The sequence below is a fragment of the Xanthomonas sp. MUS 060 genome (assembly GCF_000963215.1).
Classification (GTDB): Bacteria; Pseudomonadota; Gammaproteobacteria; order Xanthomonadales; family Xanthomonadaceae; genus Xanthomonas_A.
Genome location: NZ_JZIM01000004.1, coordinates 1 through 25,374, shown reverse-complemented (window position 1 = coordinate 25,374; position 25,374 = coordinate 1). Strand labels below are relative to the sequence as shown.

At 59.7% G+C, this 25,374-nt stretch carries 20 protein-coding genes, 7 pseudogenes and 1 other annotated feature; of the genes and pseudogenes, 20 read left to right on the top strand and 7 right to left on the bottom strand.

What is annotated here, in order from left to right:
* Window positions 1-438: 438 nt before the first annotated feature.
* Entirely contained in the window at window positions 439-1,392 is a 954-nt protein-coding gene (locus XANALMUS060_RS06040) for a trypsin-like serine protease (RefSeq protein WP_045737624.1), read from the bottom strand.
* Window positions 1,393-1,553: 161 nt separating this feature from the next.
* Here XANALMUS060_RS06040 and XANALMUS060_RS18355 point away from each other — a divergent pair.
* Window positions 1,554-1,802 (top strand): annotated as a pseudogene (locus XANALMUS060_RS18355) (transposase); the annotation flags it as partial.
* Window positions 1,803-2,029: 227 nt separating this feature from the next.
* On the top strand, window positions 2,030-2,857 hold the full coding sequence (locus tag XANALMUS060_RS06035; RefSeq protein ID WP_052688110.1) for an alpha/beta hydrolase: 828 nt from the start codon (window positions 2,030-2,032) through the stop codon (window positions 2,855-2,857).
* A gap of 64 nt (window positions 2,858-2,921) precedes the next feature.
* On the opposite strand, the pseudogene XANALMUS060_RS06030 reads toward XANALMUS060_RS06035, so the two are convergent.
* Window positions 2,922-3,695, bottom strand: a pseudogene (locus XANALMUS060_RS06030) (ATP-binding protein); the annotation flags it as partial.
* 100 nt (window positions 3,696-3,795) lie between these two features.
* On the opposite strand from XANALMUS060_RS06030, the gene XANALMUS060_RS06025 reads away from it, so the two are divergent.
* Genes XANALMUS060_RS06025 through XANALMUS060_RS06010 form a run of 4 tightly spaced genes read left to right on the top strand, consistent with a single transcriptional unit; the run spans window position 3,796 to window position 7,633 of the window.
* A complete protein-coding gene (locus tag XANALMUS060_RS06025; RefSeq protein ID WP_045737623.1) occupies window positions 3,796-4,452 on the top strand; it encodes a heteromeric transposase endonuclease subunit TnsA in 657 nt (218 codons plus the stop codon).
* The gene (locus tag XANALMUS060_RS06020) at window positions 4,442-6,343 is read left to right on the top strand and encodes a Mu transposase C-terminal domain-containing protein (RefSeq protein WP_152640408.1); all 1,902 of its coding nucleotides are present in this window, start codon (window positions 4,442-4,444) and stop codon (window positions 6,341-6,343) included. Before XANALMUS060_RS06025 ends, XANALMUS060_RS06020 begins: the two co-directional genes overlap by 11 nt.
* 58 nt (window positions 6,344-6,401) lie before the next feature.
* Window positions 6,402-6,737 carry a hypothetical protein gene (locus tag XANALMUS060_RS21175; RefSeq protein ID WP_200894020.1) on the top strand — a complete coding sequence of 112 codons (336 nt, stop codon included), beginning with the start codon at window positions 6,402-6,404 and terminating at the stop codon, window positions 6,735-6,737.
* Window positions 6,734-7,633: a TniB family NTP-binding protein gene (locus XANALMUS060_RS06010; protein ID WP_052688108.1), complete on the top strand. Its 900-nt coding sequence runs from the start codon at window positions 6,734-6,736 to the stop codon at window positions 7,631-7,633. Before XANALMUS060_RS21175 ends, XANALMUS060_RS06010 begins: the two co-directional genes overlap by 4 nt.
* Before the next feature lie 497 nt (window positions 7,634-8,130).
* Here XANALMUS060_RS06010 and XANALMUS060_RS22620 read toward each other — a convergent pair whose 3' ends face one another.
* Window positions 8,131-8,253 carry a hypothetical protein gene (locus XANALMUS060_RS22620; RefSeq protein ID WP_255352351.1) on the bottom strand — a complete coding sequence of 41 codons (123 nt, stop codon included), beginning with the start codon at window positions 8,251-8,253 and terminating at the stop codon, window positions 8,131-8,133.
* A gap of 1,194 nt (window positions 8,254-9,447) precedes the next feature.
* Here XANALMUS060_RS22620 and XANALMUS060_RS19670 point away from each other — a divergent pair.
* Both XANALMUS060_RS19670 and XANALMUS060_RS06000 read left to right on the top strand, forming a co-directional pair.
* Window positions 9,448-10,851, top strand: a complete 1,404-nt coding sequence (locus tag XANALMUS060_RS19670) for a hypothetical protein (protein WP_152640407.1) — start codon at window positions 9,448-9,450, stop codon at window positions 10,849-10,851.
* A 412-nt stretch (window positions 10,852-11,263) separates the two neighbouring features.
* Window positions 11,264-11,926, top strand: coding sequence for an HAD domain-containing protein (locus XANALMUS060_RS06000; protein WP_045737620.1), 663 nt, complete (start codon window positions 11,264-11,266; stop codon window positions 11,924-11,926).
* Window positions 11,927-11,977: 51 nt separating this feature from the next.
* Here XANALMUS060_RS06000 and XANALMUS060_RS18345 read toward each other — a convergent pair.
* Window positions 11,978-12,163 (bottom strand): annotated as a pseudogene (locus XANALMUS060_RS18345) (integrase core domain-containing protein); the annotation flags it as partial.
* 294 nt (window positions 12,164-12,457) lie between these two features.
* Here XANALMUS060_RS18345 and XANALMUS060_RS05985 point away from each other — a divergent pair.
* Window positions 12,458-13,452, top strand: a pseudogene (locus tag XANALMUS060_RS05985) (IS3 family transposase); the annotation flags it as partial.
* Window positions 12,727-12,843, top strand: a sequence feature (AL1L pseudoknot). It overlaps the preceding pseudogene by 117 nt.
* A 41-nt stretch (window positions 13,453-13,493) precedes the next feature.
* On the opposite strand, the pseudogene XANALMUS060_RS21840 reads toward XANALMUS060_RS05985, so the two are convergent.
* Together XANALMUS060_RS21840 and XANALMUS060_RS18335 are read right to left on the bottom strand one after the other, a co-directional pair.
* Window positions 13,494-13,758 (bottom strand): annotated as a pseudogene (locus XANALMUS060_RS21840) (Tn3 family resolvase); the annotation flags it as partial.
* Window positions 13,759-13,768: 10 nt separating this feature from the next.
* Window positions 13,769-14,113, bottom strand: a pseudogene (locus XANALMUS060_RS18335) (MerR family DNA-binding protein).
* 296 nt (window positions 14,114-14,409) lie between these two features.
* Between XANALMUS060_RS18335 and leuC the strand changes: the two are divergent.
* Both leuC and leuD read left to right on the top strand, forming a co-directional pair.
* Window positions 14,410-15,825, top strand: coding sequence for a 3-isopropylmalate dehydratase large subunit (gene leuC / locus XANALMUS060_RS05980; RefSeq protein WP_045737618.1), 1,416 nt, complete (start codon window positions 14,410-14,412; stop codon window positions 15,823-15,825).
* Between the two features lie 4 nt (window positions 15,826-15,829).
* Window positions 15,830-16,450 carry a 3-isopropylmalate dehydratase small subunit gene (gene leuD, locus XANALMUS060_RS05975; protein ID WP_045737617.1) on the top strand — a complete coding sequence of 207 codons (621 nt, stop codon included), beginning with the start codon at window positions 15,830-15,832 and terminating at the stop codon, window positions 16,448-16,450.
* A 46-nt stretch (window positions 16,451-16,496) separates the two neighbouring features.
* Here leuD and XANALMUS060_RS05970 read toward each other — a convergent pair whose 3' ends face one another.
* Window positions 16,497-17,177: a GntR family transcriptional regulator gene (locus tag XANALMUS060_RS05970; protein ID WP_045737616.1), complete on the bottom strand. Its 681-nt coding sequence runs from the start codon at window positions 17,175-17,177 to the stop codon at window positions 16,497-16,499.
* A gap of 77 nt (window positions 17,178-17,254) precedes the next feature.
* Between XANALMUS060_RS05970 and XANALMUS060_RS05965 the strand changes: the two genes are divergently transcribed.
* The 9 genes and pseudogenes from XANALMUS060_RS05965 to XANALMUS060_RS05930 all read left to right on the top strand — a co-directional run bounded on the left by XANALMUS060_RS05965 (window position 17,255) and on the right by XANALMUS060_RS05930 (window position 25,274).
* A complete protein-coding gene (locus tag XANALMUS060_RS05965; protein ID WP_045737615.1) occupies window positions 17,255-19,231 on the top strand; it encodes an aconitase family protein in 1,977 nt (658 codons plus the stop codon).
* Between the two features lie 87 nt (window positions 19,232-19,318).
* A complete protein-coding gene (locus XANALMUS060_RS05960) occupies window positions 19,319-19,819 on the top strand; it encodes a YbhB/YbcL family Raf kinase inhibitor-like protein (RefSeq protein ID WP_045737614.1) in 501 nt (166 codons plus the stop codon).
* 70 nt (window positions 19,820-19,889) lie between these two features.
* The gene (locus XANALMUS060_RS05955; RefSeq protein ID WP_152640406.1) at window positions 19,890-20,804 is read left to right on the top strand and encodes a hypothetical protein; all 915 of its coding nucleotides are present in this window, start codon (window positions 19,890-19,892) and stop codon (window positions 20,802-20,804) included.
* Window positions 20,801-21,070 (top strand): hypothetical protein, encoded by a 270-nt coding sequence (locus XANALMUS060_RS05950; protein ID WP_152640405.1) that lies wholly within the window; start codon window positions 20,801-20,803, stop codon window positions 21,068-21,070. The genes XANALMUS060_RS05955 and XANALMUS060_RS05950 overlap by 4 nt, the downstream gene beginning before the upstream one ends.
* Before the next feature lie 64 nt (window positions 21,071-21,134).
* Window positions 21,135-22,137: pseudogene (locus XANALMUS060_RS05945) on the top strand (IS256 family transposase).
* A gap of 148 nt (window positions 22,138-22,285) precedes the next feature.
* Entirely contained in the window at window positions 22,286-22,504 is a 219-nt protein-coding gene (locus XANALMUS060_RS19665; RefSeq protein ID WP_152640404.1) for a hypothetical protein, read from the top strand.
* Window positions 22,505-22,529: 25 nt separating this feature from the next.
* Entirely contained in the window at window positions 22,530-23,318 is a 789-nt protein-coding gene (locus tag XANALMUS060_RS05940; RefSeq protein WP_152640403.1) for a taurine catabolism dioxygenase TauD, read from the top strand.
* Window positions 23,319-23,371: 53 nt separating this feature from the next.
* Window positions 23,372-23,980, top strand: coding sequence for an L-threonylcarbamoyladenylate synthase (locus tag XANALMUS060_RS05935; RefSeq protein ID WP_045737611.1), 609 nt, complete (start codon window positions 23,372-23,374; stop codon window positions 23,978-23,980).
* A gap of 22 nt (window positions 23,981-24,002) precedes the next feature.
* Window positions 24,003-25,274, top strand: a complete 1,272-nt coding sequence (locus XANALMUS060_RS05930) for an MFS transporter (RefSeq protein WP_152640402.1) — start codon at window positions 24,003-24,005, stop codon at window positions 25,272-25,274.
* The last annotated feature ends 100 nt before the right edge of the window (window positions 25,275-25,374 follow it).

Here is a 25,374-nt window from a genome sequence, read left to right as displayed (position 1 = left end):
AGCCTTTTGGGCCGCAGAGGGCATGCCTGGATTGCCAGTTTCCGTTAGGCTGGGCACGGTTTTCTTGCATTTTCCCAGCATCTGCAATCGACGTCGCGCCGTAGAAGAGCGCCCGTCCGAAGAGTGATTCCGTTACCGCCTGCAGAGCCAGATCGATCTGCGTCATCGCATGGCGCAGCGATCAGCCAGCGTGCTGGCGCCGACGGTCAGGTCAACGCTGTATGTGAACCAGGATGGCTGAGGGCGATTTTTCAACGGTGATTCGTTCGCACGGCAACGCTTGGTTTTTCAGTTGTGACTCAAGCACACAGTTGTGACTCAAGCACATCACAAAGCGCCGCACGGAGGCGGCGCTTTGCTGACTGAAAAGCGATTCCCACGACTCACATGGGATGCTGACGGCACAGGCCGACGTCATGAACGCCGCCCCGCTCGTCTTTAACCACCAATGGGCTGCGTCTGGGCAGCTCCGCCAATGGGCTGCGTTTGACCATCTCCCCCGTCGCCGTCGGCCTCGTCTGGCGGGGCCAGTTCCCAATCGGTGGGGGGGAGTGGATTATCCTCGCCGTCAGCGGCGACTGCGTTGGTCGTCGGGGCAAGGGTGTAGCTGTAAAGCTCCTGCATCACCTGTGCCATTGGCGTGTAGAAGAGAAAGGAATGGGTGCGATCGTCGCTGGACGAGATGATCCCGACCAGTTTCCGGTCGTAGGTGACGACCGGTCCGCCGGAGTCGCCGCCGTCAAGGCTGCCGAACTCAGACCCGGACGCGGCACTGAGGTGATCATAATTCGGTCGCCAAGTTCCCGGCTGGGGCGACGTGCCTTGCCACACGCAGCGGACACCGGTTCGCCAACCGCTTGTGCAGAATGTTCCATCCGGCGCGGCGGACGACCCGGTAACAGCAAGACGCCTTTCCCGCCCCCCGCTTAGCATGAAGACTTGGTTGCTCGCGCGGGGCGTATATTGCAAGTACGGATTGCAGATGGCGGAGCCGCTGTTGTGATGAGCTTGGCACCACGTGTACGCTGGATTTGGCGCTGGCGACACCCGCACAAGCTCGATGTCCGAGGCTGCGGACTGCCACACGACGTCGCCGAGTACTTGGCCCCCCGCGGAGACGGTCCCGAACGGTACCGAGCAGTGCTTGGCAAGCACGATCCATCGTGTGGCATTTTGGTACGGTGTAAATCTCCAAAGGAAGTTACTGGGCACCAACACCGCCCCGACGGTACATGATCCTGTATCAACGAGGACCTTCGAGCCAGCGATGACCGGCAGGACGTCGCGGTCGGGATTGCGAGGGTCCACCGCCATGGCAGGCGAGCATGCGAGGGTGGTGCCGATGGCCATTGCGAGGCATGCCAAGCGCCTTTGTAGTTGTACGGTTTTCATCAGGAATCGAGTCCTATCAGGGGTGTTCGGGATCGGAGAAAGTGATGATTTGCCAGGTCCATTCGCGCATTGTTATAGATCGGTTGTATCCGTGCGTAGACAGAATCAGGCGGTCTTAGAGCGTGTTATGAACTTTAAGCTCGCACGGTCATCGTAATGTGATGAAGCCAGCACGCCCGTATCCGACCGACGTATCTGATGAAGAATGGGACTTCGCCGTGCCCTACTTGATGCTGATGGATCCGCAGGCACGACAGCGCAAATATGACCTGCGTGTGATGTTCAACGTCTTGCGCTGGATGGCGTGTGCCGGTACGCCCTGGCGCATGATGTCCCATGAGTTTCCGCCGTGGGAGGCGGTCTACCAGCAAACCCAACGGTGGTTGCAGGCTGGCTGCTTTGAAGTGATAAGCCCAGGTTTTCCTAGACATCCTCAATGCCGTGGAAAATGGATAATTCGGAGGTGTCCATGAGCAGTAAACGGTATACGGATGACTCCCAAGATAGAAGCAGTCCGGCAGGGGGCTGATCGCGCGTTCTCGTGCGACAGGCCGCGCCATCGCTGCACATCCTTGGTATCCGGCCGGCCGTGTCGCATGTTTCACGTAAGTAGTGGCCGCGCGCAGTGTGGTGACCGGTGACGCGTCTGCGTGGTCCGTTAGGCAAGCCCGCAGTGCGTGCTCTGGGTACGGACGATGCGCTGGCTTACCTGCGGGTGGGCGATGGTGCGCCGGTCGTGTTGGTGCATGGGGCGTTGTGCGATTACCGCTACTGGATGCCGCAACTGCGCGGGTTGGCCGATCATTGTCAGCTCAGTGCAGTGAGTCTGGGTCAATACTATCCGCCGCTACGCTCGGCATCGCGGCATGTCTTCGGTTGGCGCTGGCACGCGCAGCAAGTGGCGGCTTTCATCGCGGGCGAAGCGCAGCCGGTGCATCTGATCGGGCATTCGCGTGGCGCCGCGGTGGCCTGGCAGGTGGCGTTGCAGCAGCCCGCGGCGGTCGCCAGCCTGGGTTTGTTCGATCCCGGCGGGCCGCAAGCGCATGGCTTGTCGGCCGAGGTGCTGGCCATCCGCGCACGCGCGGTGGCGTTGTTGCAGGATGGACAGGTCGAGGCCGGCCTGGAATGTTTTGTCGATTCTGTCAGCCAGCCCGGTGCTTGGGCGCGTAGCAGTACGACATTCCGGCAGATGGTGCGCGATAACGCGCAGACGTTGGTGCCGCAGATCAATGATGCACTGCCGGCGTATCTTCCGGAGCAGGCCGCCAAGCTGGCGCTGCCGGTGCTATTGGTCACCGGCGAACACAGTCCGGCGCAATACCGCGACAACGCCGCTGCGCTGGCGCAATGGTTGCCGGACCCGCGCCTGCATCTGCTTGCCGGTGCCTCGCATGGCATGACGTTTACCCATGCGCGTCGCTGCAATACGTTGCTGGCCGAGATGGTGCGCGAAACTTCCGGCTGATCCGCCGGTGCTGCCATCGCCATTTTTGCGCTGTGTGGCGTGTCGATGTGGCGCGGTGGCCTGACTACTTGGCGTGACGCCGCAGTGCGCCGCGCCGCGTGGATTCCGCGCCCGGCGCGATTGCCTCGCCACGATCCAGTTGCCGGTAGGCGATGGCCTCGGTGAGATGTGGGGTGGCGATGGCGTCGCTGCCATCCAGGTCGGCGATGGTGCGGGCCACCCGCAGGATGCGGTGCAGCGAGCGTGCCGACAGTCGCAAGCGATCGATTGCGTGTTCCAGGAGTGCTTCGTCGTGTGGTTGCAGGCGGCAGTCGCGCATAGTCTGGTGGTGGTCGAGCTGGCCGTTGGGCCGCGCGGCACGCATCAGTTGCCGTTGTCGCGCCTGTTCCACCCGGGTGCGCACGGTGGCGCTGGATTCGCTTGCCGTGGCATCGGCGCGTAGCGCCTGTGGTGGCAATCTAGGCACTTCCACGTGCAGGTCGATGCGGTCCAGCAAGGGGCCGGAGATGCGTGCGCGATAGCGGCGGATGCTGTCCTCGCTGCACCGGCAGCGGCCACTGGGGTCGCCGGCCCAGCCGCAGGGGCAGGGATTCATTGCCGCGACCAGTTGGAAGCGCGCGGGGAATTCGGCACTGCGCGCCGCGCGCGAGACGGTAACCTGGCCCGATTCCAGTGGTTCGCGTAGTACTTCCAGTGCATGCCGGTTCCACTCGGGCAGCTCGTCCAAGAACAGCACGCCGTTGTGCGCCAGCGAGATCTCGCCTGGGCGTGGATGCGCGCCGCCACCGATGACAATTTGCAAAGTGTTTGCAACCGTATAGCGGACTTTTGGGCGCTGGGGTTACGGGATGGCAGCGAAGGCATTGCAACCTTCTGGCGAAGTCGGTGAAACTAGATTCCAATTCGATCCAAGTGACGCAACTGGGTTCCCAAGACGCTTGCCTCCCGCTCGAAAAATCGGCCTTGGTCGTCGTGCGCTGACCGGCCTTATCCCTAGCCAGAAGCTGTCCGAAGGGGCGTCCGCACGCTTCGAGTCGTCGTTGGAGCGCGATTTCTTCGCGCTTCTTGAATTCAGCAACGACGTGGCGGGGTGGGATCCTCAACCGGTTCAGATATCTGTGCCTGGAGGCCGCCCGTATGTACCGGATGTGCTCGTGCACTGGCTGGGTCCGGATCGGACTCTTGCAGGCGTCCAAACCATTCTCTATGAGGTGAAGTACCGGGAAGAACTTCGCCGTAAGTGGAACGAACTGCGTCCCCGTTATAGAGCTGCGACCCGATACGCTCGAGCGCGAGGCTGGAAGTTCCGCTTGATCACAGAAGATCGCATTCGGACCCAGGCGCTGTTCAATGCGAAGTTCTTGCTCCCCTATCTGAGCGATCCTTTCAATAGCGAGGATGCTTTCCAGTTGCTGCACGCCATTGAGGTAATAGGGGAGACCACACCCGCTTGCCTGCTTGAAGCCTGTTCGGCGGATCCTTGGATTCGAGGGCGACTGGTAACTACGTTATGGCGGCTTGTTGCAGACAGGACAATTGCTGCAGACCTCACTGCTAAGTTGACCATGAATTCGGTGATTTGGTGTGACTGCTAATTTATTGACCCCTCTGGCTGTTGGCTCAACAGTCCGTCTTGACGGAGCCCAGTATCGGCTGCGCCACTTTGTTGATCTTGGAACAGTGTTGGCTGAGGCGGATGACGGGAGACTTGTCCGCCTTGAGGTAAAACGCCTGCTTGAAGAGATGCAGCATGCGGCTGGTGAGCCGGATGAACCTGTCGTGGAAAGTTCCGGCTTCGAGGCATTGAGTGAAGAAGCTTGGGCTGAGGCTCAGCGACGCGCAGCGGTGCTTGCGCCCCTGATCAACATGGATAAGCCGAGCAAGACTCTAGTGACTGAGGCCGGCAATCACCTCGGCGTGGACGTGGTTACCGTCTACCGTTGGCTCAAGCGGTGGCGACGCGATGGAACGGTTAGCGCCTTGGCACCGCAATCACCTAGCGGTGGGCGCGGCAAGAGCAGGATCCGTCCCGAAGTTGAAGCAGTCCTCTCTCAAAGCATCCAGGAGATGTTCCTCACCCAGCAGCGGATAAAGCCGTCGCGCCTAATGCAAGATGTACGGATGCGCTGTCGCCGCATGGATTTGGAGCCGCCTAACGAAAGCACTTTGCGGCGACGTATCGCGAGTCTGTCGGAGCGGCAAGTCATCGAGAAGCGCATGGGTCGCAAGGCCGCTCAGGATCGTTTCGACGCCCGGCCCGGCCGATTCGAAGGCGCGGAGTGGCCCAATGCCGTGTGGCAGATCGATCACACACCAATGGACGTGGTGATTGTTGATGACGTGTATCGTCGCCACATCGGTAGGCCCTGGCTGACAGTCGCCATTGATGTGTACTCCCGATGTGTCGCAGGCTTTCATCTATCGCTAGACAAGCCCAGCGAAGTTTCGGTGGGCATGTGTTTGGTCCACGGGATGCTCAACAAGGATGGTTGGCTGGCAAAGATGGGTATTCCATCGCCATGGCCAATTTATGGTCGTCCAGACACTGTCCATGCCGATAACGGCAAGGAGTTTCATGGTGAGATGATCAGTCGAGCTTCTGCTGCTTATGGCTTTCGTTTGGAGTGGCGGATGGTTGCTACGCCTCATTGGGGCGGGCACATTGAACGCCTGATCGGTACCGCAAACGCGGAAATCCAGACTGTGCCAGGCACAACCTTCGCCAACGCGGCCGCTCGAGGTAAGTACAAACCACACGAAGAAGCCATCATGACGTTTGCAGAGTGCGAACGATATGTCGCCGAGTACATCTGCGGGATCTACCACCAAACCGTGCATTCCAGCCTTAAGCGACCACCTATCAAGCAGTTTGAAGCGGGGATACTTGGCGATGGAACGATGCCCGCACGTGGTCTACCAGCGCCCATCGCAGATCCCAAGAGACTGCGCCTAGACTTCATGCCCGTCATCAAGCGTACGGTTCAAGCCTACGGTCTAGCTATCGACGGGATTCGTTATTACGACCCCGTTCTGGATCCCTGGGTAGGCAGGCGCGACCCAAAGACGAAGAAGCCTCTCAGCTTTTTGGTGCGACGTGATCCTCGAGATATCAGCGTAGTTTGGTTCCTAGACCCGGACACCGACCAGTACTACGCGGTGCCCTACAGGAATCTGGCCTGGCCGCACATGACGTTGTGGGAGCTTCGTGAGATTCGCGCTCAGCTTAAGCGCGAAGGGCGCGAAGAAGTGAATGAAGATTTGATCTTCGAGACCTATGAGCGCTTGACCAAGCTCAAAGAGGATGCGCAGGCCAACACCGTCAAGGCCCGGATGGCGATGCAGAAGCAGCGCGAACGAGGTCGCCGTAAATCACTGGAACGGTCTAGCTATCGACGGGATTCGTTATTACGACCCCGTTCTGGATCCCTGGGTAGGCAGGCGCGACCCAAAGACGAAGAAGCCTCTCAGCTTTTTGGTGCGACGTGATCCTCGAGATATCAGCGTAGTTTGGTTCCTAGACCCGGACACCGACCAGTACTACGCGGTGCCCTACAGGAATCTGGCCTGGCCGCACATGACGTTGTGGGAGCTTCGTGAGATTCGCGCTCAGCTTAAGCGCGAAGGGCGCGAAGAAGTGAATGAAGATTTGATCTTCGAGACCTATGAGCGCTTGACCAAGCTCAAAGAGGATGCGCAGGCCAACACCGTCAAGGCCCGGATGGCGATGCAGAAGCAGCGCGAACGAGGTCGCCGTAAATCACTGGAAGAAGCCCAATCTGGTGCCCAAGTTCGTAGGGTCGTGCCATTGCCGGCCGAGGAAGAGGAGTGGGGCGAGGAGTCGGGTGAATTGTCCCCTTACGAAATCAAGCTCTCCAAATGAGCGACCTGAGCCATCTTCTGCCCGAAGTCAGGGAGGTGATCAATGAGTCTCCCGCGATGCGGCTCCGTCAGATGCAGGGAGGCAAGTGGTTCAACTACGCTGCTGCGGAAACGATCCTGCAGCGCATGGAGGGCCTGCTCGATCATCCGCCAACTCATCGCATGCCTGGCATTCTGCTGCTTGGGGAATCCAACAGCGGAAAGACGTCGCTCGGCTTGGAGTTCATGAGCAGGCATCCCATTGATCCGAACTTGGAAGGGGACGCGGTTCGTGTGCCTGTTCTTCGGATCGAAATGCCACCCAATCCCGATGAGACCAGGATCTACGACGAAATCCTGCTGCAGCTCATGCAGCCATTTCGCACCAAGGATCCGATCAGCGTGAAGGCGCGCCAGGTCCAGACAGCACTGAAGATCGTCGGCACCAGGATGCTGATCTTTGATGAGTTCCAGGCTGTCCTCAGCACGCGGAACGACCGGCGCCGCCTCGTCCTTGAGGTTGTCAAGCATCTCAGTAATACCTTGCAGATCCCCATTGTCGCCATTGGCACTGCCGAAGCTCACGTGGCGGTATCGAAGGATGAACAACTGGCCAATAGGTTGCACCCGGTTTGGATGCCGACCTGGCGGCTGGATACAGAGTTCCGTCGCTTGATGGCCGCTTTTCAGGCAACACTTCCCCTGAGGGAAAAATCACCTCTGCAGGACAAGCGCGTTGCTGCTCTCATTCTGGAGCTGAGCGAGGGCTTGCTTGGCGAGATGAACCTATTGCTATGCAAGGCCGTTGAGGAAGCGATGATCACCGGGAAGGAAAGCGTGGACGAACAGTTGCTTCGCTCGCTTGACTACATCCCGCCGTCGCAACGTCGGCAACATCGCCGGCCCGCGAGGACCTAATGACTTGGGGTGGCGCAACGTGGTGCGCTCACCCAAGGCTTCAAACTGGCGAGAGTTTTTCATCTTGGCTGCATCGGGTTGCCCAAGCCAATGGCGTTGGAGATCACAGCTTCTGCCGGCAAGTGTTGGGTGGGCGTGCAGCATGGGACCGCGACCTAGATAGGTTCGTCGACGAGCGAATGTTGATCGCGGCCTCACTGGCAACCGGTGAGCGGCTGCAAAATCTTCAGGGCAGCGTGATTGCTGGTGTCGCTGGACGAATGTTCGAGGAGCACCGCATCAGAGGCGAGTTGGAATGGGTGCTACCGCTTGGCATTCGGGCCAGAAGAAGAACTGCATTTGGTCAGCAGTACTGTCCGGTATGTCTATCAAGCGGCATGCCCTGGCTCCGCCTCACATGGCGTTTTGCTTGGATGACCGTTTGCTCAACTCATCACGTGGCACTACGCGATGCCTGCGAGAACTGCGCATCACCGATCACTCTTCATCGAATCAGCTCAAATCCGCGGCGTGGCCTGCTGTGTAGTCACTGTGGTGATCGGCTCGCGGGTGCTGGGGATGCTGCCCCTCAAGCTGAGGTGCGATTCCAGCGCCGCCTTGAGCGTGCGTTGAGTGGCCATTGGCTTAACTGGTATGGCACACCCACCGCACCTCTGGATGTCTTCCGCGGCCTGCGATCTCTCGCGCGAGGGCTTTACACCAGCAGCCACGGAATTGGCCTAGTCGAGCTTATGCCGCTCGCCATGTATCGAAACAGGCCTTCTCCAGGTGCCTTAGGCATTGAACACTGGAGAATTGAGCAGCGGCGGTACGCCATGAGCATCTTGAGGCATGTTCTAGCTGGGTGGCCCGACAGCTTCCTTGATAGGGCGCGAGTGCATCACCTGTACCGGGCCCGCTTTGATGATCTAGTGCGATCCGGGCAGCCTACTTGGCTGGATCGCGTGCTGCAGCAGCTGGAGCGACCTGTTCCAAACCTCACTGGTCGGTGGGCGGGCTATCAGAAAGCCGACCGGGTGTGACGGTCATCGCGATTTTGTTGGCTTTTTCCTGGGGGGGGGTAGCGGTCGCGTTTGCAGTGCGATGCGGGTTGAGGAAATACTGAGGGCATCTCAATGCATGGATTTTGGTGGCTCCATGGTGACTTTGCGATAGCCGAAGTGGCCACTCAGACGAGAAATGAATCAAGACGTCTATATCGAAGGTCTCAAGGGTGGCAGTTGGCGAGTGCTTTGGTTGGGAGGGTGTCGTCAACTCGCGGCCGAGGCGAGTCCGCTATATGTGGACGTGGATTTTGTTGGCTTTTTCCTGGGGGGGGGTAGCGGTCGCGTTTGCAGTGCGATGCGGGTTGAGGAAATACTGAGGGCATCTCAATGCATGGATTTTGGTGGCTCCATGGTGACTTTGCGATAGCCGAAGTGGCCACTCAGACGAGAAATGAATCAAGACGTCTATATCGAAGGTCTCAAGGGTGGCAGTTGGCGAGTGCTTTGGTTGGGAGGGTGTCGTCAACTCGCGGCCGAGGCGAGTCCGCTATATGTGGACGTGGTGTCTTCGTCAGAGTCCCTTTGCCAGTTAATCGGAATGCGACATGGCGGGTTGAGACCCGCCCCATCGAAGAACTTGGACTTTACGGAGTGCAGTCTCTTTGGCGTGACGGGCGGAGCGTGGGGTACGACTCCCGAGACCATCCAGTAAAAACGCTCACTGTGCTCCCGCGCCCTATTCGTTCTGGCTTTCCTGGCGGATTGAATTCCCCTTTCTCCGAGGAGGACTACCCTCTCTACAAGAGAAGTGTCACAGCTGAGTGCTACGTGTTCGACACGGTTGAAGGCGTTGAGCTCATTGTCCCAGGATGGCAGATCCTACATGCGTGGTACCTGTTTGATGCACAGGTCATTCCCTATGTGCTTGGTGGCATGCTGGATGTGAGCCACAACTACGGCATTGAGATGCCTTGGCTTCCAGGTACACAGTGCCATGCAGGACATGTGACCTATCACGCCCCGCCATCACTTTCCGAATACAACGCCAAGGCCATTTCAAGGCTTCTCTTTGATCCGGTGGCGAATCGCTCTGCGAAGATGATCCACCAGAAGCTCATGGCCAGTAGAACACGCTTACCCTTGATCTGGCCGCCACACAGTGTTCCGGCACGGTGGACTTTCCGAACGCGACCGCTTACGCCGCGGGAGGGTCGTGAGCGTTGGCTGCTACTGCACCTACATGCTGCTGATGTGCCCCTGCCATTCAATGTATTCGAACTAGTCAAAGAACTGCCTTCTCAGAAAGAGGTAACCGACGTCAAGCCTGTCATAGCGAGAACCGGTGCCCCACTTGCACGTGATGGGCAGTCGCTGCGGCTTGTTGGAACCCGCACAGGCGCACGGCGTGTCACCCCATCCTCTTTTCCAGCCCTTGGATTTTCGGACTATGCGGTGGAGACAGTGGAGGTCACAAGGCGGTTTGTATCGAAGGATCCCGAGCGGGCAACAGGGATCTCGATTGTCCTGCCTAATCCTGAGCTTGAACTCGAGGCTGCCTCGACGACGACGCTTGGCTCTGAAGATAAGACAGTGCTTGCAGTTCGCCCAAGGTCGTCCGAAAAGGATGCGGAAGAGTCGGCAACGTTGTTCCAGCGCTCACGTAGCGCGTTCCAAGCCGTTATCGATTATGTCACAGAGCAGCAAAACCCTCAGGGCTACCCTTGGGGCGGGCGATTCATTCACTCTGGTGCCGAAGACTTTTTCTTTCAAGAATCTCCGTGGAAGCGAAATTTCTTGATCTTAGAATTCCAGATCGCTGATCGCTACACGTACTTGTTGGATGTATGTCGTAAGCCGGATGATGAGGAATTCACGTTAGCTATGATCAGGCGTAATGGCGCTGTGGCTCTAAGTCTGGAGCACTTCCATGTTTGGCTGCGGGGGTTCCCATTTGCCGGCAAGGAGCCATGGGGCGATGGCGTTCAAACTCCACGCTGGTTGCTCAGACCCATGCAAATTCTCCATCAAACCACTCAGTTGCCTGCAAGGTTTGCTAGGTTGCCCGAGACGGAACAAAAAAAGAGCAAGGTAGAGGCACACTATGTCAGGCTTTTCAGAGATCGACTGATTCGCTACGTCACCCAGTACGAAGAGTTAAAGTCCAAAGAGTCAAGGCGTGTCAGGAAGCTTGAACATCGTCGTAAGCTTCCGAGGGAGAAAGCTATCGACTGAAGGAAGAACGCAAGGACGAAATTATCGGCATCCGGTAACTACTTGGCGTCAGCGAGATGTGCCAGATCTGAGATGTTGACCAGCGATCAAAGCGGGTGAAGTTGTTGTTGACACCAATGACGATCTGTCGCCTGTAGAGTTCGAGCAATGCTACGCGTAACGAGGGTCATGAGTGTCTATGGAGCCCTGGGCGTATCAAGTGCTACCACTTGGTGTACTGTAACTACGCTTAGGGAACCTCTGAACAAGTCAACGCACAAAAATTTCATCCAAATAGAAACAATGACTTATTGAATTTAACGCTTAGAAATTTGGACTTGTTCAGACCTTCCTTAGGTCACGCAGACTCGCAGTAAGTCCTACGCGATGCCCTGGCGCGAGCTGGGTTAGATATTGTTATGGGAGATAAGCCATGACCACTGCCGATCTGACGGTTTTCCTAGACTTCGACGGAGTGCTGCATCCGCTGTGGGAGCCAGCACCGGATAGCGACTGTAAAGGCGAGAATATCCACGGGCCGAACGCTTACGCTGGTCCATTTTTCGTCTATGCACCAATTTTAGTTGAGCTGCTGGCCAGCTACTTGCCGCACCTCGATATCGTGATTTCATCAACTTGGGGCCACAAGCGTGATCTGGTGACGCTAAAGGGACTTCTACCCACTGAGCTGGCCGCTCGGGTAAAGGACGCAGTTCATCATCACTTGCCTCCATTAGAGGCGATCAATAAAGGTGAGAATATAAACTCGCGCTGGACTGAAATCGCGTGGTATCGCGAGAACGTGCGCCCTGATATCGGCGCCAGGTGGTTGGCGATCGACAACGACAATAGCGGTTGGCCAGCCTACGCTGCTGCTCATCTGGCGTATTGCAACCACGATCTCGGCGATCCGTTATCACGGCAAGCCATCGAAGATGCTCTGCTGCTATGCCGAGCCATCCACCCATTCGCAAAGGATATAGCAGCGAGGCGTGCTTCCGGTCAGCAATCCGGTGCCATTGGCCTTGACGAGTACGGTACTTTAGTCGTGAGAGGTGAGGATGGGGAACTCTACCCGTTTCAGCCTCAAATGTGATCAGGTGCGCCTTTGAACCGCCCCGGGATGTGGGAGGCTGTTTGGTTTGAGTCACGCTGCTTCGGCGTAACTGGCTTGTTGTCGATAGTAAGCCTCTTCGGCTTCTGCTGGCGGAATGTTCCCGATCGACCCCAGCAAGCGTTTGTGGTTGTACCAGTCCACCCAATCCAGCGTGGCCAGTTCCACGTCTTGGCGGTTGCGCCACGAGCGCCGGTGGATCACCTCTGCCTTGTATAAAATGCGAAGCTCACTGGCGCCCTTCCCTACCGGCTCGGCATCGCCGGTGTGGCCGAACGCTAGGCGGTCGAGCGCGAGGCGATGGCAGTGGCCGCCCGCTCATCCCGGAGCTTGGAGAACCACTTGCGGAAGGTGTCAGTCTGTTTCAAATTAATCATACCACAATGTATTCTAAGAACTACGCAAAGGTAAGAGCTTTTAGTGGGTCGGCAGGGATTCGTAAAAAATTATTTTATAATAGTAATGAACCGCCCCGGGAATGTGGGAGGCTCCAATTCTTGAGAAGATGGAGTCATGAGCAAGTATTCACCCGAAGTGAGAGAGCGTGCGGTTCGGCTGGTGCGGGAGCACCAAGGAGAGTATGGCTCGCAGTGTGCGGCGATCGAGTCAATTGCCGCGAAGATCGGCTGTTCGGCGCAGACGCTGTGCAACTGGGTGCGGCAGGCCGAGCGTGATGCCGGCGAGCGTCAGGGGTTGACGACGGACGAGCGGAGGCGGATGAAGGCGTTAGAACGCGAAGTGCGTGAGCTGAGGCAAGCCAACGAGATCCTGCGCAAGGCCAGCGCCTATTTCGCCCAGGCGGAGCTCGACCGCAGCTTCAAGCCCTGACCACGTTCGTGACTGAACATCGTCACGTCCACGGGGTCGAGCCGATCTGCCAGGTGCTGCAGGTTGCCCCGTCGACGTATTACCGCTATGCGCAGCAGGAAGCGGACGCGAACCTGCGTCCGAAGCGCTGGTGGAAGGATCAGACGCTGCGCCCGCAGATTCAGCGGGTATGGCAGGAGAACCGACAGGTGTACGGCGTGCGCAAGGTCTGGCGGCAACTCAAGCGCGAGGGCTACCAGGTGGCCCGCTGCACGGTGGAGCGACTGATGAGCGAACTCGGCCTGCACGGGGTGGTGCGCGGGAAGGTGGTCAAGACCACGATCAGCGACAAGCGGCCGTGCCCGCTGGATAAGGTGAACCGGCAGTTCCATGCGCCGTCGCCGAACCGACTGTGGGTCAGCGACTTCACCTACGTCTCGACCTGGGCCGGGGTCGTGTACGTGGCCTTCGTGATCGATGTATATGCACGGCGGATCGTGGGCTGGAAGGTGTCGCAGACGGCGCAGACGGATTTCGTGCTGGACGCGCTGGAGCAGGCGTTGCATGCGCGGCGCCCAACCGACGGTAGTCTGATCCACCGCTCTGACAGGGGTACGCAGTACGTGTCGATCCGCTATACCGAGCGGCTGGCCGACGCCGGGATCGAGCCATCGGTGGGCAGCGTGGGCGATAGCTACGAGCGCGAAGCTTGCCCTTGGGGCACAACGCGCTTGCCGACCCTCTTGAGCACCTTGCGCACCAGCGGTGCCCGGGTCGGATTGACGAACCTGTGTTCGCGGTGCCAGTGTGTCAGCGCGGCAAGGCGTTGCCGGGAGGGTGTTGTTCGCGAACTGCGTGGCGTGTTTGGCCAAGTAGTGGGCTGCGTTGTCCGGTGTGGCGGGCAGATAGTCGCCCCATTCGACCTCGAAGTGTCGCAGCGCCGAGGCGTAGCTACGTTGGGTGTTCTCGCGATTGGCGGCTTCGAAGTAGCGGTCCACGGTCGTCATGGGGCGATACTCAGTGCATCGCCGCGATCAACGGACACACCACATTAGCTGTGGCCCGTGCGGCACGCGGCAACAAGTTGGGAGCGCGCGGTTTCCATGCGCTGAAAATCCAACAGCCGGGCGCGCACGCCCGTCAGGCGCGCTGCGCCTAGTTCGGCGGCCTCCTGGCAGAGTGGGGGCCGTCCTCCAGACGAAGCATTTTGACAACATAGTGCACACTGAACCCCGGCCGCTTGGCCGGCTTGATGAACCTCCCCCGGGCTACGTCCAGGGCACCATAGCGGCAAATGCCGCTAACCGGTCGATGCTGTTCCATGAGCAGCCCCTTGCGCAGATAGAATCGGATGGTATCAATGTTGGCCTAAGCCGCCCGGGCCAAGGTCCTGATCATCAGAGTGTGAAGATTGGCCCGATGGGGCTTGGCTCCTTACTTGAAATACGGGAGTAAGGTCAACCCATTTAGCGACATTCCGCAGGATGCACATGTAGCGCTTTAGGTGCGGAAATTGTAGCCAGGCCAGATGGAATCAGCAAGGCTGGTTCTTAAGTTGAGAGCATTGATTGCTACTGGACTCATGTGGAAATTCTGCTATAGTAAAAATGCTTATTGTATACATAAGCGTATATTTTTCGGTACACGGGACAGTAATCATGGTGGCAAGCAAGGCTCAGACCCTTTACGACAAGATTTGGGCCTCCCATGCCCTGCATAAGTTCTCTGACGGCACCGTGCTTCTATACATAGACCAGCATCTGATCCACGAAGTGACCACGCCCCAGCCTTTCGATGGGCTGCGCCGCGAGGGTCGTCGGGTGCGCCGGCTGGACGCCACCCTTGGTGTGGCCGACCACGACATCCCGACTACGCTTGGTCGCTCGGACGACGTGGAGGACCCTGAGGCGAAGCTGCAGCTTGCGCTGATGCGTAAGAACACTCAGGAGTTCGGCGTCACCTACTTCGGTTACGAAGACCCGCGTCAGGGAATCGTGCACGTGGTGGGCCCCGAGCAGGGCCTGACCCAGCCTGGTATGACCATCGTCTGCGGCGACAGCCACACCTCGACCCATGGCGCCTTCGGCGCCTATGCGGTGGGGATTGGCACTTCCGAAGTGGAGCACGTGCTGACCACGCAGACGTTGATCCAGAGGCGCTCCAAGAACATGCGGATCACTTGCAAGGGCGAACTAAGCCCTGGCGTGTCCGCTAAGGACCTGGTGCTGGCCATCATCGGTCAGATCGGCACCGCCGGTGCCACTGGCCATGTGATCGAGTTCACGGGCCGGGCGGTGCGTGCGCTGTCGATGGAGGGCCGCATGACCATGTCCAACATGGCGATCGAGGCGGGCGCACGTGCTGGCCTTATCGCACCAGACGAGACTACCTTCGCCTACATCAAGGGCCGTCCCGGCGCGCCCAAGGCGCAATACTGGGAGCAAGCGGTCGCTTACTGGAAGACGTTGCCTTCCGACCCCAACGCAGTGTACGACACCGAAGTCGAGATCGATGCCTCCACTGTCGCGCCCATGGTCACCTGGGGCACCAGCCCTCAGGATGTGGTGCCGGTCACTGAAATGGTACCCGATCCGGCCATGGTCAAGGGAGACGCCGGCCGCCGGGCGGCCGCGGCCGCGCTGGAGTACATGGGCTTGCAGGCCGGCCAGAAGATGTCGGACATCAAGTTGGACAAGGTCTTCATTGGCTCGTGCACTAACAGCCGCATCGAGGATCTGCGTGAGGTCGCGCGGATTGTGCGCGGCCACAAGGTATCGCCGCACGTGCAGGCGCTGGTGGTACCAGGCTCTGGCCTAGTCAAGCGCCAGGCTGAGGAAGAAGGCATTGCCAAAATCTTGGTCGACGCGGGCTTCGAGTGGCGCGAGTCGGGCTGCTCCATGTGTATTGCCATGAACCCCGATCGCCTGCAGCCCGAGGAGCGCTGCGCCTCGACCTCGAACCGCAACTTCGTGGGCCGGCAAGGTCCTCGCGGACGTACTCACTTGGTCAGCCCCGCCATGGCTGGCGCCGCAGCCATCGCCGGCCACTTCGTCGACATTCGTGACTGGAAATAAGCACGTGGAAAAGTTCACCACCATCAAGGCCTACGCGGCTCCCATGCCAATCCCCAATATCAATACGGACATGATCACCCCGAAGTACATGTTGAAGTGGGTGACCAAGACCGGCTTGAGCTGGGGTCTGTTCCGCGAATACCGCATCCGCGACGACGGCTCGGAGAACCCCGACTTCATCCTGAACCAAGAGCCTTGGCGAAAGGCCAAGCTGATCGTGGCCTTGGAGAACTTCGGCTGCGGCTCCTCGCGAGAACACGCGCCTTGGGCGCTGTACGACTTTGGCATCCGTTGTGTGATCGCCACCTCGTTTGCCGATATTTTCTACAACAATTGCTTCAAGAACGGCCTACTGCCGGTGATCCTGGAACCGGATGAGGTGGAGCAAGTGATGGAGGAGGCCAAGGCCGGCCGCCAAGTTGCCGTAGACTTGCCCATGCAGAATGTGGTGCTGGAGGACGGCCGCCAGTTCGGCTTCGAGGTCACCGAGTTCCGCAAGTACTGCCTGTTGAACGGCCTGGACGACATCGGCCTCACTCTGGGGCAAGCACCCAAGATCGAGAAGTTCGAGCAGGCCCAGCGCGCCCGCCAGCCTTGGCTGTACGACCGTGCGCCGCTCAACTGAGAGCGGTGCGATGCGGCCGGTCGCCTGGGGGGCTGCCGTTAGGTGTTTAGAGTTGGTGGATGTTCAGCGAGGTGAGCAACTGGTCCAGGGTCTGGGTCCAGGAGTCACGGTGTGCACCGTGGATCTTGCGCGCGAGTGCTGGGCGCTTCTGCCTGATCGCGTCGACCAACGCGCCATGGTGCTTAACCGAGCTGACCGGCTTGTCACGCAGGCGCAGGGCGAACAGACGCACGCGGTGCGACTGGGCGAATATCAGCTTGGCCGCGCGCGCCAAACGCTGGTTGCCGCACAGGTCTACCAAGCGAACGTGGAACAGCTCGTCGGCATCAGCCCAGCCCTGCAGGTCGTCTGCCTGCAGCGCGGCATCCATGCGGTCCACGCATTCCTGCAGGGCCTCCACTTCCTGCTCGTTCGAGTTCTTCTCGGCCAGCAACTCGGCCGCCGCCGTCTCCAATGGGGACAGGATCTGATAGATTTCGTGAATGTCCTGCACAGTGATCGGCGTGACTCGGTAGCCGTGCCGGCGCACCGCTTGCACCAGTCCCTCGGCCTCCAGCTTGGACAATGCAGCGCGCACTGGTGTGCGACTCACGTTGAGTTGCGCCGTCACTTCTTCCTCCAGCAGCTGGCTGCCGCCGGGAAGCTGGTTGTGCATGATCTTGTAACGAAGCGTCTTGTATACGGTGTCGCTGGCGGTTTGCTTGACCACTTCTGGAAAGTTGCGCATGCCTAAGTTTAGCTTCTCAAGAGCCGGAATAAAATCCGCAAACGTATACGCAGCGAGATGCGAAAGGTTGTTTTCTTATGTCTGATCCCTTAACGGTCACTTTTAGCGGCCGGATTCTCTTCCTCAGCGACGACCCTGCGCGCATCGCCCAGCAGCTTGCCGGTGAGAACCTGACCCGCGAGCAGGCAGGTACGCTGCGCGACAACGTTTCCACCGACGAGATCACGCCTACAACGGTGATGACGGTCTATGACGACCGGTTGGCTGATTTTCCCTATGTTGGCTATCGCGCCGGCGACGCCATGCCGATCGGTAAGGGAGCGATCCGCCAAGGCGGCTTTGCGGTGGTGGTGGGCGGCAAGCGCTACGGTAAGGGCTCCTCGCGCGAGAACAGTCCGATGGCCGAGTCCAGCGCCGGTATCCGCCTGGTGATCGCCGAGAGCTTCGAGCGTATCTACCGCCAGAATGCGCACAACGTGGGCCTGTTCACCTCCACCGACCTGAGTTTGGTGGAGCGCATCCAACGCGGCGATATGATCCCGCTGCACGAATTCACCGATGGCCACGACGAGCTAACGCAGCACATCATTCGTGCGGGTGGCCTGCTCGCGTTCTCCAGGCAGCACATGCAGGCGGCGGCGCGGCCTACGCCGTTCGTCGCTGACCGACCGCGCAGTCTCGCGCACAAGATCATCGACCGCAACCTAGTGCGTGTGCCTTGGCTGTCGGTCAACGCACCGCAGCCCAAGGTGGGCGACGGTGTCTTCCTGAAAGTGGACTGGCGCTTCTCGCACGAGTACTTCACCGGCATGGCGGCGCACCTGATGCACGGCGCCTTCGGCAAACCGGCTCCGCTGCACGCCCCATCCACCATCGTCGCATTCCAGGACCACCTGACCTATGTGACGCGCAGCCCTGTACATCAGAAGATGGGGCTGATCAATGGCGTGGGTGGCCTGGTCGACGGGCACTACAACTTTGTCAACAGCTACGGCGTCAAAGGTCACGGCGCGGTGCCGGGTAGCCTGGGCTCCGAGGGCATTTGCCACGCCATGATGGCCGAGTGCTACGTATTGCCTGGCCAGGTGGTGGTGGGCACCGACTCCCACACGCCGCACTCGGGCGCGCTAGGTGCGCTGTGCTTCGGTGCGGGCGCAACTGACATGGCCAACGCCTGGGTGACTGGCTTGGTGCGCTGTAATTACCCTGCCGTATGCCGTGTAGAGCTGCGAGGCGAGCTGCAGCCGGGCGTGCATGCCAAGGACGTGGTGCTGGAGATGCTGCGTTCGCCCTACATAGCCGAGGGCGGTGGCATCGGTATGGTGTTCGAGTACACCGGCCCGGTGGTGGAGCGGATGTCGGTAGACGACCGTGCCACGCTCACCAACATGGTTGCCGAGTTGGGCGGCTTCACCGGCATCATTGCGCCCGATGCACAGACAACGCGGTTCTTGAAGGAGCGTCGCGGCGTCGACTTCCAACTCGAACCCTGGATGCAGAGTGATCCGGACGCGACATACGAGAACGTCATCTCCATCGACTGCTCTGCGATCGAACCCATGTTCGCCGCGCCCGGCGACCCGGGCAACGGCGTGGCTTACAGCCAGATCGGTCGCAGCGTGCAGGTGAACATCGCCTACGGCGGTTCCTGCACGGCCGGCAAGCGCGCCGACTTCGACGAGTACCTTGAAGTTTTCTCCTGGGGCCTGCAGCACGGCCTGAAGGTGCCGCAGACGGTGTCGCTGTTCCTACAGTTCGGTACGCAGGATGTGAAGCGCTATTGCGAAGAGAAAAACATGCTGCAGGTGTTCGAACAAGCCGGCGCGGAAATGCTGATGCCGGGCTGCGGCGCCTGCGCCAACTGTGGCCCAGGTTCCTCTACCGACTCCGGGCAGGTTACTGTGAGCGCGATCAACCGCAACTTCCCCGGCCGCTCAGGACCGGGGCAGGTGTGGCTCGCGAGCCCCGCCAGCGTCGCGGCCAGCGCGCTCGCGGGCGAGCTAATCACCTTCACCGAATTGAAGAAGCGCGTCGCGGAGGGCGAAGTTCCCTAGTACACTAATCTCTAGTCGCGATTGACTGCCTTCCGGATACGCGGCCGTACGCAACCATTGTTCGCAGAAATCTCACAAAGGAATCAGATGAGCAATTTCAAGGTCACGTCCCCTGAGCTCAAGGAACAGGGCGCATTGCAGAAGACGCATGAATTTAACGGTTTTGACGGCGAGGGTCAGAACCAGTCGCCAGCTCTGCAGTGGCAGGGTGCACCCGAAGGCACGCAGAGCTTTGCAGTCACGCTGTACGACCCTGATGCACCCACTGGCAGCGGCTTCTGGCACTGGGTGCTGTACGACATCCCGGCCAATGTCACCCAGCTCGTAAAGGGTGCCGGTTCCATAGGCAACGTTGAGCTGCCCGGCATCGGGATCCAAGTGCAGAACGACTTCGGCACCACCGGTTTCGGCGGCCCTTGTCCACCCAAGGGGTCGGTCGCACACCGATACATCTTTACCGTGCATGCGCTGCGAGTGGCATCGCTTGGCCTGCCCACCAGTGGCGTCACCAACGCGGTGGCGCGCTTCATGATCCATCAGAACACCACGGCCACAGCGACCATGACCGGACTGTACCAGCGGACATAGGAGTTGTATCTTGGCTTCCTGGACTGAGCGGCTGCGTAGCCGCAAGGCTGCGCCTGTCTTGGGTGTGGGTTTGTTCGTCTTTTCCGTCGTCGGCGTGCTGATCTACAACAAGACGCAGCAGCTCACCGCGCAGGCATTCATCAACGCGCCGGTAATCACGGTGCGCGCGCCGATCCCGGGCCGCACCGAGCTGCCCGTCGGCCTGCAGATCGGTCAGCGCGTGAGCAAGGGTGACGTGCTCGGTAACCTGGAAGCCGGCACTGATAACCCGCGCATCTCCGAGCTTATTAGCCTGATCGCTGATCTAGTTGCACAACGTACCGCGAGCCAGTTGGAAATCGAGTCGATCAACGAGCAACTTGCGCACCGCCGCAGGGAGCTTGTCGATCAGCGCCAGCGGGCGGGCTCGCAGCAGGTGGCCGATGTGCAGGGTGCGCGCGCCGCTTTGGCGATGGCGATGGCCGACCTTGAGCGTGTCAACGCGATACTCAAGGAATCGCAGCGTCGCGTGGAGCGTGCGGACAGCCTGCGCAGCGATGGCTTCATCAGCCCTGCGGCCTTCGACACCCTGAAGGCAGAGGAAGACCAAGCCCGCGCCGCGCACCGTGCTGCACAGGAAGCCGCACAGCGCGCTAAGGTGGTGTTGACTGGTGCGCGCCAGGGCGTGCAGATCGATGGCCCGCGCGGCTTGCCCTATGCGGTCACGCGCGGTCAGGAGTTGGATCAGTCGATCGCTGATTTCGAGGCGCGCAAGAGCCTGCTAGAAAAAAAGGTCGCGGCGATAGATAATGAGATTGACGTATTGCGGCGCGAGCAGGGCAAGCAGAGTCAGGCGCGGTTGTTGTCACCAGTGCAGGGCGCGGTCTGGAGCATTGACGCAAACAGTGGCGACGAGGTGGTGCGCCAAGGCTCGGTGCTGCAACTGGTGGACTGCGCGACCGTTGGGTGGAGGCCTTCTTCAGTGAGAAGGACGCTGCGCACATGACAGCAGGTACGCGCGTAAAGGTGCGCGCTTACTACGGCGGCGGCAACGAATGGGACGGTGAAGTGGTGTCCGTGCGTTACGGCGCCGGCCGCGTCACGGTTGGCCAGTACTTGGTCGACCCACCGCCAGAAGTGCTTCGCAGACAGCTGCCGGTGCGCGTGGCGACCGTGCGTATCCGAGTGAACTGGGGACGCAGCGATGCTGATGCACCGCTATGCAACGTGGGCCGCAGCGTGGAAGTCCTGCACGACGGGCGCGCGGTGTGAAACGGAGCCTGTTAGGATTTTTGTGTGCTGAGCCGTAAACTGCCCACTAGACAAGGAAGTACGTATGGCAAAGAAAGATACTGGGCCGTTCACGGCCGAGTTGCTGGATTCGCTGCTGGCGGGTCCAGATACGAAGAGTATTCTCGAATCAGGCGGCCTGATCGGTGACCTGAAGAAGGCATTGGCCGAGCGGATGCTCAATGCCGAGATGGACGTTCACCTGGAAGGCGAGATCGAAGCCGGACTGTCCAACCACCGCAACGGCAGCAGATTGAAGACGGTGCTGACGCCGGAAGGTCCTATGGAGCTGTCTATCCCGCGGGATCGCCACGGTCGCTTAGATCCGGCGCTGATCGCCAAGTACCGGCGCCGCTTTCTCGGCTTCGAGGACAAGATCATTGCACTCTACGCTCGCGGCATGAGTACGCGCGATATCCAGGGCCATGTGCGCGAGCTGTACGGCATCGAGGTGTCGCCGTGCCTGGTCTCGTCGGTTACCGATTCGGTGATCGACGAGGTGACGGCCTGGCAGACCCGGCCGCTGGAGCCGACCTATGCCATCGTCTTCTTCGACGCGCTGCGCGTGAATATCCGCGACGAAGGGCTGGTCCGTAACAAGGCCGTCTACCTGGCCATCGGCATCCGCCCGTCTGGGTACAAGGAAGTGCTGAGCATGTGGATCGAGCAGACCGAAGGCGCTAAGTTCTGGTTGCGCGTTATGAACGAGATCAAGGCGCGCGGCATGCACGACATCCTGATCGTCGTTGTCGACGGCCTGGAGGGGTTTCCGGAGGCGATCACCGCCGCCTTCCCCGACACGGTCGTTCAGACCTGCATCCGTCCGGAAAATCATCTACACGACCAACGCGATCGAAAGCCTCAATGCTTCGGTGTGCAAGGCGATCCGCAACAAGGGGCACTTCCCGAACGATCAAGCTGCCTCAAGCTGATCTGGCTGGCCCTGCGTTACATCACAGAGAATCTGGGACAACCCGCCCATGACGTGGCACTCTGCCAGAGTACAACTCGCCATCCAGTTCGGCGAGCGATTCACGCTGACCGATTGATGACATCAACCGGCTCACACACAGAATTTCTGACACGCTCGTGAAACTTAAACAGGCGCAGGCCATGCCCTGATTACATGCGTTCCGAACTACAACAACAACCAGTCACCGCCGTTCCTTTTGCTTAACCCACAGGAGTAATAAAGACATGGAACCATTCCTACAACTAGGCAATCGCGACAAGGAGGCCTTGACCTCCACCCTTCTGAAGCTCTCCACTAATCCCTATCGCGACTATCCGAGCTTCCGCGACGAGATCGCCGGCCTCGCCTTAACATCCGCTGTTACCGATGCGTTGGCGGTCGCCTGTGAGCGGATTCGCGTCGCACGCGCCTCGGGGGGGGGACGCCGCCTACCTGCTACGTAATTGTCCCCTGGACCCCGAGATTCCCGTGTTCGACCAGGACGATCCGGTGGCCGACAAATACCGTCAAAAGAAGACCTTCGTTGCCGAAGGATTCCTCGCCCTATTCGCCGAACTTACCGCCACGCCGCTGTTGGCCTATTCCACGCGCAACAACGGGGATTTCTTCCATGACGTGTACGCGCACAACCGCTATCGCAATACACAGACGCAGAAGACCGACGGCGAGCTGTACTTCCACAACGATCGCACTGCGCACCCGGTACGCGCTGATTTCCTTTCCTTACTGGGAATGCGCTGCGATCCATGCAACATGATCTACACAGGCTACGTGGACGGCCATGATGTCCTGCGCTTCTTGACTCCGAAGCACCAGATGCTGCTGCGTCAGCCGCTGTTCTGCACGCCCTACGACGAGTACTCACGTGACTCCAACAGCCTGCAGGTCAACTCCAAGCCGCACACCGTGCTAGAGGAATCGCACTGCTTCCGCTACTACGAAACGCGTACCAAGCCGTTACCGGACGCGCCGATCGAAGCTTGGGAAGCGGTGCTCGCGCTCAAGGACGCGATCGTGCGTGCCAACAAGGCACGCGTGCGCATTGGCATGGGAGATCTATTCTCCTTTCCCAACCAAGCCGGCCTACACAACCGCGACATCATGGAACTAGGCGACCCGGAACAAGCCAGGTTGCGTTGGCTGCTCAAGACCTACAGCTTCCGAAGCCCCGAGTACATGCGCCGCTTCCAGGGCGCGTTTTACACCGGCGTGGATGGCTTCGTCTGCGACACCGTCGAATCGCCCTACGCGGCCTGACTCCTACTCCATCACCACATTAATGAGCGACGAGATAGATGACTACTGAGACGATGAAGGCTAACACCGGCTATGACCCGGCGACCGTCGCGCGACGCCTGAACGACGGCGGGGTCGCATTGCTGCCCACTGATACCAACTATGCCCTCGGTTGCCTGCCATGGGACGAGGCCGTGTGCGCGCAGCTGTACGCGATCAAGCAGCGCCCGGCTGACAAGCCACTCACGCTGTTCGTACGCAATGCCGCGGAAGGCCGTGTCTATGCAGACCTCACCCCCGAGGAGGAAAAGTTATTCAACGACTTGGCCGAGCGGTTCTGGCCAGGTCCGTTGAACATGATCGTGCGTTCCAGTTTGCGCGCGCCGAAGCACAAATATTTCGACGCCGGCTCGATCTCTCTAGTCTGCAACCGCAACAGGGCGCTGATGGATCTGCTTGATGCCGTCGACGGCCCCCTTGCGCTGACTTCTGCCAACATCTCTGGCACCGCCATCGACGGCTTAGTGTCGGCGGAGCTTGCGGCTGAACTGTTCGGCGAAAAGATCGAGGTGTTCGTGCCGACGGCGGACTCCGACTCCGGCACCACGCAGTCCAGCACCATTGTCTCGCTGGTAGGCGGCGGTTTGAAGGTCGTGCGCCAAGGCGACGTGGTGGTGCCGTAAGTCATAGGCATCCAGTGAGCCCATGAACCGCAACATACGTCTCTTTATGGCCTACCGGGTGGTTTCCCGGCTGTATTTCCATCTACCGGTACTGTTTCTGCTGTTCTGGTCTTTGCGTGCGGAATACAGCACGGTGACATTGCTGCTGGCGGTCTACAGCGGTGCCTCCACGCTTGCGGCCGATTTGGCTCCACGCTTCAGTCGGGTCATGCCGGCCATGCGTCTGGTGCTGTTGGGCGAGGGCATGAAGTCGCTAGGGCTTGCGCTGCTGGTACTCGGCACCATGCCAGGTGCCGTTTCATTGCCCATGCTGCTCCTCGGCCAATTGATCGGTGGTACCGGCTTCGCGCTGGCGCTCGCGGCAGACGGGGGCCTGCTGCGTGTGGTCACTTCGGGCGCCGATCCCAAGACGTTGGGCCGGATTCAGGGTCGCACGCAGAGCATGATGTTCATCGCCACGCTGGTGGCGGGTTTCATCGGCGGCGTGCTATTCGACTACGAGATGCACTTGGCCTTCTACGCCGGCATCGGTGCTTCGATGGCGTCGATGGTGGTGGTGATGTTCATCGCCGAGCCGCCGCCACAAGCGGAGTCCGCGTCTGCAGCAGTTGCCCCTCCGCCCTCATCCGCCCCGCTGGCGAAGCTAAAGCTGTCGCGCAACCAGACCACCTGGGTTGGTTTTTACGCCGTCACGCGCGCTTTCGCGCTCGCACCTTTCATCGGCTTGCTGCCTCTGCATTTCGCGCTGCAGAACGTTGACCACTATCTGTTTGGCATAGTGCTGGGCCTGTTCACAGTGGGCGGCTTTGTGGTCGCGCTTTGGGGGGGGGCGGTGATCGCCTGGCTTGGGCCGCAAGGCGGTGTGTTGGTCACCTTTGGAGGCATCGTGGGTTCGCTCGCGCTGTTCGCTGCCTCCGACATGCTGGAGCATTGGGGCATCAGCATTTTCGCGAGTTCGCTGGTAGCTATTTCACTGCTGGGCATCGCTGCCGGTGCGATTCGCTCTGTGGTGACCACGCGGCTGGATCTGCAGCAGCTCACCATGCAGCAGCGCATCATGGTGTTCGGACTCATGGAGCGACAGTTCGGCTACTTGAGCGCATTACTGCTGATCTGCTTCGGCCAACTTGTGGAGCGCTTCTCCACCACCGTCACCTTCACTTGCACTGTGCTGGCGCTGTTGGCTACGGTGGCGACCAGCGTGGTCTGGCTCGCGCTTACTGCAACCGACGACGAGACGGCTACTGCCCCCCCCCCGGAAAACCGGGCCAACTTAAAAACCGGGCCAACTTAAAGTTTCACGGACACTTACAAGAAGGCCGATCCAGGCCATGAGGAGTGTTCATGTCAAAGCGTAGGAAGTTCAGTGCCGAAGGAAGTTCAGTGCCGAGTTC